Annotated in this window: 13 protein-coding genes; 4 read left to right on the top strand and 9 right to left on the bottom strand. The window is 41.2% G+C overall.

All coding sequences use genetic code 11. The features are described 5' to 3' along the window. Positions 1 to 11: 11 nt before the first annotated feature. A complete protein-coding gene (locus tag A3I9_RS0101820; protein ID WP_018377381.1) occupies positions 12 to 1,913 on the bottom strand; it encodes a sucrose-specific PTS transporter subunit IIBC in 1,902 nt (633 codons plus the stop codon). A 189-nt stretch (positions 1,914 to 2,102) separates the two neighbouring features. Between A3I9_RS0101820 and A3I9_RS0101825 the strand changes: the two genes are divergently transcribed. Together A3I9_RS0101825 and A3I9_RS0101830 are read left to right on the top strand one after the other, a co-directional pair. Continuing rightward, positions 2,103 to 3,542, top strand: coding sequence for a sucrose-6-phosphate hydrolase (locus A3I9_RS0101825; RefSeq protein WP_018377382.1), 1,440 nt, complete (start codon positions 2,103 to 2,105; stop codon positions 3,540 to 3,542). 1 nt (position 3,543) lies between these two features. Beyond that, positions 3,544 to 4,512 (top strand): LacI family DNA-binding transcriptional regulator, encoded by a 969-nt coding sequence (locus A3I9_RS0101830; protein WP_018377383.1) that lies wholly within the window; start codon positions 3,544 to 3,546, stop codon positions 4,510 to 4,512. 48 nt (positions 4,513 to 4,560) lie between these two features. Here the strand turns inward: A3I9_RS0101830 and A3I9_RS0101835 are convergent, their stop codons facing one another. From A3I9_RS0101835 to uvrA, 8 genes are all read right to left on the bottom strand, one after another. Beyond that, the gene (locus A3I9_RS0101835; protein WP_018377384.1) at positions 4,561 to 5,673 is read right to left on the bottom strand and encodes a DUF4097 family beta strand repeat-containing protein; all 1,113 of its coding nucleotides are present in this window, start codon (positions 5,671 to 5,673) and stop codon (positions 4,561 to 4,563) included. Further along, positions 5,666 to 6,247, bottom strand: coding sequence for a DUF1700 domain-containing protein (locus tag A3I9_RS0101840; protein ID WP_018377385.1), 582 nt, complete (start codon positions 6,245 to 6,247; stop codon positions 5,666 to 5,668). The genes A3I9_RS0101835 and A3I9_RS0101840 overlap by 8 nt, the downstream gene beginning before the upstream one ends. Beyond that, a complete protein-coding gene (locus A3I9_RS0101845) occupies positions 6,244 to 6,561 on the bottom strand; it encodes a PadR family transcriptional regulator (protein ID WP_018377386.1) in 318 nt (105 codons plus the stop codon). Before A3I9_RS0101845 ends, A3I9_RS0101840 begins: the two co-directional genes overlap by 4 nt. Before the next feature lie 149 nt (positions 6,562 to 6,710). Next, positions 6,711 to 7,130, bottom strand: coding sequence for a transcription antitermination factor NusB (gene nusB / locus A3I9_RS0101850; RefSeq protein ID WP_018377387.1), 420 nt, complete (start codon positions 7,128 to 7,130; stop codon positions 6,711 to 6,713). Then, a complete protein-coding gene (locus A3I9_RS0101855) occupies positions 7,120 to 7,512 on the bottom strand; it encodes an Asp23/Gls24 family envelope stress response protein (protein WP_018377388.1) in 393 nt (130 codons plus the stop codon). Before A3I9_RS0101855 ends, nusB begins: the two co-directional genes overlap by 11 nt. A gap of 27 nt (positions 7,513 to 7,539) precedes the next feature. After that, positions 7,540 to 8,100, bottom strand: coding sequence for an elongation factor P (efp, locus tag A3I9_RS0101860; RefSeq protein WP_018377389.1), 561 nt, complete (start codon positions 8,098 to 8,100; stop codon positions 7,540 to 7,542). 64 nt (positions 8,101 to 8,164) lie between these two features. Beyond that, positions 8,165 to 9,235 (bottom strand): M24 family metallopeptidase, encoded by a 1,071-nt coding sequence (locus A3I9_RS0101865; protein WP_018377390.1) that lies wholly within the window; start codon positions 9,233 to 9,235, stop codon positions 8,165 to 8,167. Between the two features lie 252 nt (positions 9,236 to 9,487). After that, on the bottom strand, positions 9,488 to 12,316 hold the full coding sequence (gene uvrA, locus A3I9_RS0101870) for an excinuclease ABC subunit UvrA (protein ID WP_018377391.1): 2,829 nt from the start codon (positions 12,314 to 12,316) through the stop codon (positions 9,488 to 9,490). Between the two features lie 126 nt (positions 12,317 to 12,442). Here uvrA and A3I9_RS0101875 point away from each other — a divergent pair, with 126 nt between their 5' ends. Both A3I9_RS0101875 and A3I9_RS0101880 read left to right on the top strand, forming a co-directional pair. Further along, positions 12,443 to 13,387, top strand: coding sequence for a magnesium transporter CorA family protein (locus A3I9_RS0101875; RefSeq protein ID WP_018377392.1), 945 nt, complete (start codon positions 12,443 to 12,445; stop codon positions 13,385 to 13,387). A gap of 27 nt (positions 13,388 to 13,414) precedes the next feature. Beyond that, positions 13,415 to 14,059 carry a DUF1129 domain-containing protein gene (locus A3I9_RS0101880; protein WP_018377393.1) on the top strand — a complete coding sequence of 215 codons (645 nt, stop codon included), beginning with the start codon at positions 13,415 to 13,417 and terminating at the stop codon, positions 14,057 to 14,059. The last annotated feature ends 619 nt before the right edge of the window (positions 14,060 to 14,678 follow it).

Genomic DNA, 14,678 nt, shown 5'->3' on the forward strand with positions numbered 1-14,678 from the left:
TGATTTCATCATTATTTTGCAACTTTAAGGAAATCTGCACCATGTGCAACAGTTCCTTGAGCGAGGCCTTCCACTGTTGTGAAGTCCGCTGTATTCGTTACGATGACCATTGTAGTATCATCCAAACCTGCGGCCGCAATTTTAGTAGAATCAAATTTCGCAAGCGGTACCCCCGCTTTAACCTTGTCACCAGCTGCAACCAATTTTTCAAAACCTTCACCATTCATGGATACTGTATCAATACCGATGTGAATGAGAAGTTCAGCACCAGAAGCAGTTTTTAGGCCATAAGCATGACCAGTTTCAAAGGCAATAGTCACTTCTGCATCAGCTGGGGCATACACTACACCTTCAGATGGTTTTACCGCAAGACCTTTCCCCATTGCACCTGATGAGAAGACTGGGTCATTCACATTTGCCAATTCTACCACTTCACCAGAGAGTGGAGAAACAAGCACTTCGTCAGCAACAGGAGTTACTGGATTTGATACTGCTGGCTGCACTTCAGACTTTTTTACAGGAGTTGCTCCTTCAGTTACTTCATCTTCATAACCGAACATGTAAGTTAAGGCAAAACCAAGTGCAAATGATACAGCTACCATCAAGATGTATTGAAGTAATTGACCGTTTTCAACGTATAGAGTAGCACCTGGTATAATTGTAACACCAGAACCTGTACCAGCAAGACCAAGGATAGAAGCAAAGGCACCACCAATAGCACCAGCAATCAATGAAAGGAAGAAAGGCTTACGGAAACGCAAGTTGACACCAAAGATAGCTGGTTCAGTAATACCGAGGAAAGCAGACAGAGCAGCTGGGAAAGCGAGTGTTTTCAACTTAGGATTTTTTGTCTTCACACCAACTGCAACAGTTGCCGCACCTTGAGCCGTCATTGCCGCTGTGATAATCGCGTTGAATGGGTTAGCAGCCATCCCAGTCTCGGCTAATGAGCTACTTGTTAATTGGATTTCAAGCATGTTAAAGATATGGTGTACACCTGATACAACAATAACTTGGTGAACACCACCAATAAGGAAGCCACCTAAGCCAAATGGTAAAGCAAGTAGGGCTTTTGTTCCAGCTAAGATATAGTTTTCAACCACATGGAAAACGGGTCCAATCACGAAAAGTCCAAGGATAGACATCACCAAGAGAGTAATAAATGGTGTCACCAAAAGGTCAAGAACATCTGGAACGACTTTACGGACTGCCTTCTCAAATTTAGCACCAACAATACCGATTATGAAAGCAGGTAATACAGAACCTTGCAAACCTACAACTGGAATAAATCCGAAGAATTCCATTGGTTTAATGTCTTTACCTGAAACAATATCCCAAGCATTTGGCAATTGACCAGCAATCAACATCATACCCAGTACAATACCAATTGTTGGGTTTCCACCGAATACGCGGAAAGTTGACCATACTACCAAGGCAGGCAATACGATAAAGGCTGTATCTGTTAAGATTTGAGAATAAGTAGCTATATCACCTTCCAAAGGCATCCCAAATGCTGCGAACATACCACGAAGCCCCATGAATAGACCGGTTGCTACGATAGCTGGGATGATTGGTACAAAAACATCACCAAAGGTACGAATAGCTCGTTGGAACCAATTTCCTTGTTTGGCAGCTTCTGCTTTCATTTCAGCCTTAGTTGAAGTTGGCAAGCCAAGTGCTACGACTTCATCATAGATTTTGTTAACTGTACCAGTACCAAAGATGATTTGGTATTGACCTGAGTTAAAGAAAGCACCCTGTACTTTTTCAATATTTTCGACTGTATCCTTGTCGATTTTCGACTCATCTTTCACCATCACACGGAGGCGAGTCGCACAGTGAGCTACACTATTGACATTCTCAACTCCACCGATAGCATCGATGACTTTTTTTGCAATTTCTGTATTGTTCATTTTGCAAAAATCTCCTTAAATATTTTTGAGTGAAAGTGTTTTCAAAACTTTCTATGTTCCTATTATATCATTTTTTTCTATTCTGTCAAACGTTTTGCAGAAATTTTTATTTTTTACGTGAAATCGTTGATTTTTTAAGAGAAAACGTTTACTATATAGTAAAGAACTTTAGATTGACTGGAGAACATTATGAATCTACCTCAAGAAATTCGTTACAAAGCCTATGCCGACTGGACTGCTGATGAAATAACCAAAATCAAAGAGAATGTGGCTAAATCCCCTTGGCATGTCACCTACCATATTGAACCCAAAACCGGTCTATTAAATGATCCGAATGGTTTCTCCTACTTCAATGGAAAATTTAGTCTTTTCTATCAAAACTGGCCTTTTGGTGCCGCCCACGGTTTAAAGCAATGGGTTCATACGGAGTCTGAAGACCTCGTTCACTTTACAGAAACTGGAGTGGTACTGTTACCCGATCATCCTCATGATAGCCATGGTGCTTATTCTGGCTCTGCTTATGAAATAGACGACAAACTATTTCTCTTTTATACAGGAAATGTCCGTGACGAAAATTGGGTCCGCGACCCTCTTCAAATCGGTGCTTGGATGGACAAGGAGGGCCACATCGAAAAATTTGAAGAGGTCCTTATCCAACAACCAGATGATGTAACTGAACATTTCCGTGATCCACAAATCTTCGACTATCAAGGGCAATTCTATGCTATAGTCGGGGCTCAAAGTTTAGAAAAATCTGGTTTCATTAAACTCTATAAAGCTACCAATAACAACATTAAACAATGGGAATTCATCGGAAACCTGGAGTTCGGTGGCAAAGGCTCCGAGTACATGATTGAATGTCCAAATCTGGTCTTCGTAGACAACCATCCCGTACTCCTTTATAGTCCGCAAGGCCTAGACAAGTCTGAACTCAACTATGACAACATCTATCCTAACACCTATAAGATCTGTCAATCGTTTGACACCCAAAATGCCATTCTGAAAGGCGCTTCAGAAATCCAAAACCTAGACTATGGATTTGAAGCATACGCCACTCAAGGTTTCAATGCCCCAGATGGCCGGGCCTTGATCGTTAGTTGGATTGGAGGACCAGATGTTGATTACCCAACAGATCAGTATGATTATCAAGGAGCAATGAGTCTTGTCAAGGAATTGTCCATTCGTGATGGCAAACTATACCAATATCCTGTTGAAGCCATCAAGGAATTGCGCTCTACCGAAGAAACATTTGTTGAAAAAACAACTACGGATAATTGTTACGAATTAGACTTGACATTTCCAGCCAATGAAATTGGAGAACTCCTCTTATTTGCTGATACGAAAGGGAATGGTTTGCGCTTGATTGTCGATACAATAAATGGTAAAGTGACTCTAGATAGAAGTCAAGCTGGTGTCCAATATGCTACTGATTTCGGAACGACACGACAATGCGACATCACAACTAACAAAACACAAGTCCGGATTTTCGTTGACAAATCCATTATCGAAATTTTTATCAATAAAGGAGAGAAGGTATTTACTAGCCGTGTCTTCCCAGAAGCTGGTCAGACAGGAATCAAGCTACTAGCTGGCCAACCGACTGGTACTTACTTTGAGTTAAAATACTAATATGGTTGCAAAATTAACAGACGTTGCTCAATTGGCAGGGGTCAGCCCAACAACCGTCTCACGAGTTATCAATAAAAAAGGCTACCTATCTCAGAAAACCATCGAGAAAGTGCAGACTGCCATGCGAGAGTTAGGCTACAAACCTAATAATCTCGCTCGTGGTCTACAAGGAAAGTCTGCCAAACTCATTGGGCTGATTTTCCCAAACATCAGTAATATTTTTTATGCTGAACTGATTGAATTACTGGAAATCGAACTCTTTGAACGAGGCTACAAAACGATTATCTGCAATAGTGAAAACAATCCCATAAAAGAGAAGGAATATTTAGAAATGCTCTCTGCCAATCAAGTAGACGGTATTATCTCTTCTAGCCATAATCTAGGCATTGATGATTACGAGCGTGTGGAAGCTCCAATTGTAGCTTTTGACCGTAATCTCGCGCCACATATTCCAATCATTTCCTCTGATAATTTCGAAGGGGGAAAGCTAGCAGCTAGTACACTTGAAAAGCATGGGTGTCAAAATATCATTATGATTACTGGGAAGGACGACTCTGATTCTCCAACCGGTTTACGCCAGCTGGGTTTTTCCTATCACTTAAATAAAAAAAGTGCTCCTGTCATCCACGTTCCAAATAACCTGTCCAATATGCGTCGGGAACTCGAAATCAAATCCATTATCTCCAACCACCATCCAGATGGGATTTTTGTCTCTGATGACTTAACGGCTATTTTAACAATAAAGGTGGCAAAGCAACTCGGTTTATCTATTCCTGACAATCTGAAAATTATCGGCTATGATGGAACGACCTTTATTGAGAATTTCTACCCACAGTTAACCACTATTAAACAACCATTAAAAGAAATCGCCAGCCTCCTTGTCGAAATTCTTCTCAAAAAAATTGCGGGTGAAAAAACGAGTAAAGATTACGTATTACCCATTACTTTACTGCCTGGTCAAAGTATTTAAAAACAGTTTGAGAATCATCTCAAACTGTTTTTTCTATGATAAACAACTTTATTCAAATCGTTTAAAATCTGGTGCCTCATCTTTCATCCATTTTGGACGATGAGGGTCATCTTCTGCCCAATCTATCAGTTCAATGTCTCCTTTTTGCACCTTGATGGTTACATCTGAACGCACCTGACTCCCCTTGTGCTGATAGGTCGATTTTTTCTCATCCATAATTTCAGTATAAGGCAAATCGTTCAAATCAACTGTGATGTTTCCAGGCTCTGCTGTCAAGTTTAGATTGAGTAAATCCATATTGGACAGTTGTATCAGCCGAATGATGCCATTTTTATTTTCAACATCAACTTTACCGAGATAGGTCATACCAGACAGATACAAATAACCTACTTCAGCATGCACTTGGCTATCTTTTAAAATGCTCTCTGTAAAATCGATAGATGAAGTAGAAAGGATAGACAGGGAGACATTCTGCAACTTACTTGCTGAAATGTTGAGAAAGTCTTTCGCGCTAATTTTTCCTGACTTTACATAACTTTCAAAAATATTAAACTGTCCTTTTCCCTCCCCATTGATTTGATGGGCAATCACATTATTAAGAGTAACGACAGTTTGCGGTTCTGCTTGAACATTCACATTTTTGATTTCGGCATCGTTCAGACTCAGCCAAGTACCTGCACTCAACTTGGCATTCACCTGCTCCAGCACCACTTCCTTAGGGATTTGAATGACAACAGGTACCGTCCATTCATACCGGTCTTTTCTAAAGTAAGTAAAGACACCTAGGATATCTGTATCAATGTCTGGCTCATTCTCCTTAGGCCGGACAGGTTCATTTTTCATTTTCAAGATACCATTTTCCACAGTGGTGACCAATTTCCCCGTCAAGTCAAACAATTGCCTGTCATCAACAGTCTGAATAACCGTAATCTGATCCACATCCGCCACTTCAACTAGAACATTTGAACTGGTAAAGTCAACATCCAGTCCGCTAATCTTATCATACTCTGTCTTAAATTCTTTTGGTGGTGGTGCTGGAGCTATATAAATGTCTTTCACATCTTGAACACCGCCTGTCAGTGCACCAACTCCGATTGTCACACCCCCTGCTAACAAGCAGCCTGCAGCAAAGATTGCTAGATTTTTTTGCCATTTAGCCATTTTTCTCCACCTTTCTATACACACACTGTGCCAAGCGAACAATCCCTCGTCCAACCCACTTACTTGCCCAAACTCCAATGATAAAGACAAGCAAAGCTAATCCTAGGCTGACAAGTGCTCCTCCAAGATTAAAGAATAAAATCCCTAACGTTTGGAAATGCGTCACACTTTCCCATAAGAAGGCACCGCAGAGACCCAACATCGTTACTGCTGCACCAAATATTGCAATCAAAATAGCTACAAAGAAGGCAAGGATTGTAAAAAGGATTAACAATAAAATCAGCAGCACGATAAACCCAACTGGTGCTGCCGCAATGGCTAAGAGGGCAAATCGAACCACTCCTAATTTATCCTTATAGGTCTTTGCTTCTTCAATCTTCTTATCAAGCAGGTCTCCCACTACATCTGATGCAGCGATTTTGGGATCGCCTAAACTAGCTATTAACTCCTCTTCGCCTTCTGGACCTGCATCATCAAACAACTCTCTAAAGTAGCGCATGGTATCCTCAACATCTGACTTAGACAGTTTTTTGAGATGCCCCTCCAATGCTATCAAATACGCCTCTCTTCTCATTTCCGAATTCTCCCTTCAATAATATCTGCCAATGTGTCTGTATGTTGCTGCCACTCCTCTTTGAGAAATTGTAGGTACTCCTTACCCTCAGCTGTAATGGCATAATATTTCCGTTGTCTACCTTGATGTTCCTGACTGTAAGTTGTGACATAATTTGATTGTTCCAGCTTTTTGAGAATCGGATAGAGACTCGACTCTCGAATCGCCGCAACTAATTTTATCGTCTGACTGATCTCATAGCCATAAGAATCTTGCTCATCTACAATAGCTAGAACCAAAAATTCAACCAAGGTTGAAGATACTGGAAAATGCATCTGCCCACCCCCTTCATATACTAATTATAATTATATATCGAAATTTATTATATATTTATTTTAAACCTATCAATGCACTTTGTCAAGCAAATACACAATAGATTTCTATGCACAAAAAAAGAACAAGGTCTTACTCGTTCTTTCTTTATTTATTCTGTTACAAAATGCGTTAATACCCCGTTTATAAACTTCACAGAAGTCTCATCTGAAAATTCTTTTGCCAATTCTAAGATTTCATTCACAGCAACACGTGCAGGCGTTTCTTCAAAATAACGAATTTCGAACAAGCCCAAACGCAACAAACTCTTATCAATTGTTGTCAAACGATCTAGGGTCCAACCAGATTTTAAACGTGTAGCCAACTCTTTGTCCAACTCAGCCTTGTGTTCTGAAACTCCAGTCACTAGCTGAAGGAGAAAAAGAGGAATTTCTACACCATCTTCAACCTCTTCCTTATCATATAAATAGGAAAATTGTGCAGCTTGAAGCGGATCTTGTCCAAATTCTGTCGAAACGATAGCCTGTAAAGCACACTGACGCAGATATCTTCTCGATTCTTTATTCTTCATCGAGGAAGTCCTCACCGAATAAGTCTTTTAATTCTGGTTTTGGTGTTTCGACTGGTACAATACCAGCTACATGGATGTTGACTGCCGAAACCGTCACATCTGCATAGTTAAACACCGCAGTTTTTACAGCACGTTGAATATCCATGGATACTGCAGGTACATTGACACCGTATTCCAAATAGACATAAATATCTGCAGTCAACTGACCTTCTTCATCTGCTTGAAGGTAGACACCACGATTTAGAGCTTTTTTTGAAAGCCCGTCTGCAATTCGTTTGTTATGAAGCGAGTGAACGCCCTCCACCTTTGCTGAAGCAATTCCAGTGATCACTTCTAAAACATGAGGTGCAATAACGATTTCGCCAAGATTTTCTGTTGTCATTCGAAATCCTTTCTAGGAAAACCCGATTTAAGCACGTGATACGTATGTACCTTCTGCTGTGTTAATGACTAATTTTTGACCAGCTTCGATAAAGTCTGGCACGTTTACAACAAGTCCAGTTTCAAGTGTTGCTGGTTTACCAGAACCAGTTACTGTTGCACCCTTGATGGATGGTTGTGTTTCTGTAACAGTTAATTCAACAGTTGTTGGAACTTGTACCCCAATGACTTCTGTACCGTAAAATTGAATTTTTACTTCTGAATTTTCAAGAATGTAAAGCAATTCTTCTTGAACATTGACAGTTGGAATCTCATATTGATCAAAACTTTCTGTATCCATGAAATACGCCACATCATCCATTTGGTACAAATAAGTTGCAACGCGTGTTTCAATAATGGCTTGCTCAAATTTTTCGTCTGGACGATACGTTGTATCAAAGGTTGAACCTGTACGAACATCACGCAATTTCATCCGCATGATGGTATTCCCTTTACCTGGTTTGTGGTGGCTTGCTTCCAAAACGCGGAGAAGACGACCATCGTCTGTTGTGAATGTCATACCAGATCTTAATTTACTTGCATCTACCATGTGTAGTATTACCTCTTCAAAAAAATATTTATTCGTTTTATTTTACCACAAATCTTCTGTTTTCTCAAATAACAATCAATTCTTTAGGGGCCAATGTTAAAATTTCACAACCAGTCTCGGTTATCAGCAAATCATCTTCGATTCGGACACCGTATTTTCCCTCTAAATAAATACCTGGCTCATCTGTTAATACCATGCCTGCTTGGATTTTCTCATCTGAATGACCAAAGTAAGGAATTTCATGCACATCAAGACCAATCCCGTGACCAATCCCGTGGGTAAAATGTTCCCCATAACCCGCTTCGTTGATAACAGCACGCGGAATGGCGTCAAAATCACGGTAGGAAAGCCCTGCTTTAGCTTTCTCAATCAAGGCTTGATTAGCTTTGAGGACGATGTCATAAATCTCCCGCTCTTCATCTGTCACCTGACCGATATGAATGGTACGCGTCATATCGCTGACATAATGATGGTAATAACAGCCAAAATCCAAGGTTAGCGTTTCTCCAGATTGAATCACCTTATCACTAGCAACACCGTGTGGCATGGCAGAGCGGTATCCACTTGCGGCAATCGTATCAAAAGAGATCCCTGACGCTCCATACTCTCGCATTCGAAAATCCAAGAAATTGGCCACAGCAAGCTCCGTAGTCTCACCAGGCTTGATAAAGTCCAACACATCCATAAAGGCTTTGTCAGAGATGGAGCAAGCCTTGCGAATTGTGGCAATTTCCTGATCGTCCTTGACCATCCGCAACTGCTCTATAAAATCGGTCATCGGTACCAGCTCGTAGTTTGAAAAGACTGTGGTTAATTGCTGATAGTAGTGGAAAGTTACTTGGCTGTCAAAACCAATTTTTTTCAAACCATCTTCTGCAATAACCTTAGCAATTTCAGCCATCGCATCGCGTGTTTCCAAAATATCAAAGCCTGTGACGACTTTTTTGGCAATCAAGGTATAGCGAGCATCCGTCACAAATATCCGACGACGACCGCTGATAAAGACTGTTGCACTCGTTCCATGAAAACCTGTTAAATAATAAATATTGGTTAAATTGGTCACCAAAACCCCATCAACATCCGACTGCTTGAGTACTGTTTCAAATTTTGCTAACCGTTTTTCTAAATAAGTCATCTGGTACCTCCAAATCATTCTTGACACTATTTTACCACGAAAAGACAGGTATTGCTAGGTGGAAAAGAAAAAGCCCCTTCTCCATATCAAAAGAGTTTCCAAACAACTTTTAGAGTGTTTCATTGAACATACCATTCAGCAAATAGTACAAAAACGGATATCAAAACTATTCTTTTGTGAAAGCCCAACAATACTGAGAGATACCGACATGTAGCACTAAAAAAGAACAACCCTCCGGCTGTTCTTTCATGCTTATTTTTCAAGTTTGTGCTTCAAATATTGTCCTGTAAAGCTGGCTGGATTTGTCGCGACTTCTTCTGGCGTTCCAGTCGCAACAATGGTACCGCCACCAATACCGCCTTCTGGACCAAGGTCAATCAGATGATCAGCCGTTTTAATTACATCCAGATTGTGTTCAATCACAAGGACGGTATTCCCATCATCAACAAAACGAGACAGGACCTTGAGGAGTTGTGCGATATCTTCTGTATGGAGACCTGTCGTTGGCTCATCCAAGATATAAAGAGATTTACCAGTTGAGCGTTTGTGGAGCTCAGAAGCCAACTTCATCCGTTGCGCTTCTCCTCCTGAAAGAGTCGTAGCGGGTTGTCCTAGAGTCACATAGCCTAGACCTACATCTTTAATGGTCTGGAGTTTCCGCTCAATCTTTGGAATATGTTTGAAGAATTCCACCGCATCATTGACCGTCATGTCCAAGATTTGCGCAATATTTTTCTCCTTGTAATGAACTTCCAAGGTTTCACTATTGTAGCGCGTACCATGGCAGACTTCACAAGGCACATAAACATCTGGCAAGAAGTGCATTTCAATCTTGATAATCCCATCACCAGAGCAAGCTTCACAACGTCCTCCCTTGACATTGAAGGAGAAACGCCCTTTCTTGTAACCACGAACCTTGGCTTCATTGGTCTTAGCAAACAAATCACGGATATCGTCAAAGACCCCAGTATAAGTCGCAGGATTCGAACGCGGTGTCCGTCCAATCGGGCTTTGATCAATATCAATCAAGCGATCTAGATGTTCAATGCCTGAAATCGTCTTAAATTTACCAGGCTTCTCTGAGTTACGATTGAGTTTCTGCGCAATGGCTTTTTTCAAAATAGAATTCACCAGCGTAGACTTACCAGAACCAGAGACTCCTGTGACTGCAATGAATTTTCCAAGTGGAAAACGTGCCGTGATATTCTGTAAATTATGCTCTTGCGCACCGGTCACTTCAATAAAGCGGCCATTACCCACACGACGCTCCAACGGAACAGGGATCTCACGTTTACCAGATAGATATTGACCAGTAATGGATTTCTTATTTTTAGCCACTTGATTCGGTGTCCCAGCTGCTACAACCTCCCCACCGAATACACCAGCTCCCGGCCCCATATCAATCAGATAATCCGCCGCCATCATAGTATCTTCATCGTGCTCTACCACAATCAAAGTATTGCCCAAATCACGCATCTTCTTGAGGCTGGCAATCAGGCGGTCATTGTCCCGTTGGTGTAGTCCTATTGAAGGTTCATCCAGAATATAGAGTACCCCTGATAAGTTAGAACCAATCTGCGTTGCCAAGCGAATCCGTTGACTCTCTCCACCGGATAAGGTTCCTGCTGCCCGTGACAGAGTGAGGTAATTGAGACCCACGTTGTTTAAAAATGTCAGACGGTCTCTAATTTCTTTGAGAATCGGAGTTGCAATCGTTTCTTCGTTGGCAGACAAGGTCAATCCTTCTAGTAATTGAAGATGATCAGAAATTGATAAATCAGATACTTCACCGATATGAAGCCCTTCTTCACCACCTACCTTGACCGCCAAAGCTTGGTCATTCAAACGATAGCCATGGCAAGTCTGGCACGTCAATTCATTCATATAAGCCCGCATGACATTGCGTGTGTAATCACTGGCTGTCTCTTTGTAGCGACGTTCGATATTATAAACCACCCCTTCAAAGGGAAGATCAATATCACGTACTCCGCCAAACTCATTTTCATAATGAAAATGGAATTCTTTTCCATCTGAACCGTACAAAACCAAATCCTTGTCAGCATCAGATAATTTTTCCCACGGTGTATCCATGTCAACACCAAATTGGGTCATGGCTTGTTCCAACATCTGCGGATAATAATTGGAAGAAATCGGATTCCACGGTGCAAGCGCACCTTCTCGCAGTGTTTTAGTCGCATCTGGCACCACCAAATCGAGATCAACTTCCAGTTTCATCCCCAAACCATCGCATTCGCTACAAGATCCGAAAGGTGCATTGAACGAAAAGAGACGGGGTTCTAACTCAGGCACTGTAAACCCACAGACAGGACAGGAATAGTGTTCAGAAAAGAGCAACTCATTTCCGTCCATGGTATCAATAATAACATAGCCATCCGCTAAGCGAAGGGCGGCTTCAACCGAATCAAAGAGACGAGAACGAACACCTTCTTTATTGACCAAGCGGTCTACCACGATGTCAATCGTATGCATCTTGTTCTTTTCTAACTCAGGTACCTCTGACACTTCAACGGTGTCTCCATCGACCCGAACTCGGACATAACCATCCTTTTGAATCTTTTCAAAAACGGTTTTGTGCTGACCTTTTTTTCGACGAATGACAGGTGCTAAAATTTGCATCCGTGTTCGTTCAGGCAATTCCAAGACCTGATTGACAATCTGCTCAACAGAAGAAGCCGTAATAGCTCCGTGTCCATTGATACAGTAAGGTGTCCCGACACGCGCATAGAGCAGACGGAGATAATCATTGATCTCTGTTGCTGTTCCCACTGTTGAACGTGGATTTTTAGAAGTCGTCTTCTGGTCAATAGAAATGGCGGGACTAAGCCCTTCAATCGAATCCACATCTGGCTTTTCCATATTTCCCAAGAACTGGCGAGCATATGCTGACAAGCTCTCTACATAACGACGCTGACCTTCCGCATACAAGGTATCAAAAGCCAGACTAGATTTTCCAGAACCCGATAACCCAGTCACAACGACTAATTTATCACGTGGAATCGTCACATCTATATTTTTTAAATTGTGGGCTCGCGCCCCATGAATCACAATTTTATCTTGCATATTGTCCCCTTTTAACGTAATGATTATTATACCACAAATTCTTAAAAATCCTTTTCCTTTAGCATCTTTTTTGTTATAATAGGGGGTACGCCTGAAAGCGCAAAACAAACTGAGGAGGGTTTAAAGATGAAACAGATTTTTCTGTCGACACTGACTAATTTAGAAGAAATTCAAACCTATGAGCCAGGTTCTTGGATTAATTTGGTAAACCCTTCACAGAGTGAGTCAATGGAAATTGCAGAACACTATGGTATTGATATCGCTGACTTGCGAGCTCCTCTAGATGCCGAGGAGACTTCTCGTGTTTCTGTTGAAGATGAATACAAACTCATCATTGTTGACGTCCCTATTTTAGAAGAACGGAATAATAAAACCTACTACGTTACTATTCCTTTAGGGATTATTCTAACTGAGGATGCGATTATTACAACGAGTTTGCAAGAATTACCATTGATTGACCACTTTTTATCGCAACGGCAACGTAATTTCTTCACTTTTATGCGTTCTCGCTTTGTTTTTCAAATTCTCTATCGCAATGCTGGAAGTTACCTTACTGCCCTTCGGCAGATTGACCGAAAGAGTGAAAACGTTGAAAAACGTCTCCATGAATCAACTCGAAATGAGGAACTAATCGAACTCATGGAGCTAGGGAAGACCCTGGTCTATTTCCAAGCCTCTCTAAAAACCAATGAGCGTGTTGTCAAAAAGCTGATTACTTCCTCACGTATTTTGAAAAAATACGAAGAGGACGAAGATTTACTAGAAGATACCTTAATTGATACACAACAAGCGCTAGAGATGGCCAATATCTACGGCAATATCTTGACTGGAATGTCTGATGCCTTTGCATCCATCATTGCTAATAATCAGAATATTATCATGAAAACATTAGCTCTATTTACTATTTTGCTAGAAATCCCAACCATGGTATTCTCTGCTTACGGTATGAATGTGCTAAATAGTTCGATTCCACTCAGTGAAAATCCTTTTTCTTTTTGGATTGTGATTGCCCTATCGTTTGGAGCGACTGTTCCCTTCATTATCTACTTTATTTATAAAAAATGGTTTTAATCTAATAACATTTAGGAGAGTATTTGAATGGATTTACAACAACTAACAAAGAAAAATCAAGAATTTATCCATATCGCGACCAATCAACTGATTAAAGATGGAAAGTCTGACGAGGAAATCAAGGCTCTGTTAGAAGAAATCTTACCTAGCATTTTGGAAAATCAAAAAAGAGGAATCACTGCACGTACCCTCTTTGGAGCTCCCAGTGATTGGGCTAGAAGCCAATCTGAGGTAGCATCTGAAATCGATGCAGTACCTGAAAATGACAATCCATGGCTTATGTGGTTAGATTCCAGTCTCCTCATTATCGCTATCTTGGGTGTTGTCAATGGTGTCATGAATATGCTTCGTCAAGGAACACAATACGGACTCTTGACCTTCCTAATCATCGGATTTGGAGTGGGGGCAGGCATTTACATGATGTATCATTATGTTTATCGCCACATGGCAGACGGTAAAAATCGTCCAAAACTTGGAAAAGCAATCTTGTTGCTTTTTGTGGCCACTATCGCATGGTCTGCCATTTTCTTTTTGGCAAGCCTCATTCCAACAAGCATCAATCCTGTTCTACCACCACTAGCGACTATTGTTATCGGTGCTCTAGCCTTCGGACTTCGTTATCTCCTCAAGAAAAAATACAATATTCGCAATGCAATGCAACCCGTTCGTTAAATATCCTAAAAAGAGAGTGGGAGAGAAATCGGTCATTCGTAAGAATTCGATTTCTCTCCCCTCTCGTATTTTTTTAAGCCTTCGAACTGAAACGGAGCTCTTCCTAAAGCTTTTTGACACTTGCTTTATAAACTTCATTCCCAAATTAAAAAGGGCTTCCAGACCGTTTTCGACACTTGCTTTATAACTCACGATTTCCCACCTTCAAGGCTCAAACACCTTGAAGCATTCAACAGGACTCATTGGTGCAAAAACACTTAATGAACTGTGCTGGAGGAACACGAAAACTGACAAAGCCAGTATTGTCTCTTTTGAATTTCTAGGAGACAAGCTTGGACCGCCCAACTCCAGACTGTCCAAGCTCGCAACCACTGTGTTTCGCTTGACAATTCAAAAACAAGTCATAACCACCCGTGAAAACGGGTGGCTTGTACACCGGCTATAAGCCGTTAAACTCCAGCAGCGTCTAAAGACGCTCGCTGAACGTTGTTCAGGTTATGGGTTATGCTTCTATTACTTGACTATTGCCCGTAACAACGGGCTTTTATCTTGTTCTGAAACCTCCATCCGAAAATGGATCTTCGTATGCTTTAACGCTCAACTTGTCTAGAGCTATGTC

It is taken from the genome of Streptococcus ovis DSM 16829 (genome assembly GCF_000380125.1).
Lineage (GTDB): Bacteria > Bacillota > Bacilli > Lactobacillales > Streptococcaceae > Streptococcus > Streptococcus ovis.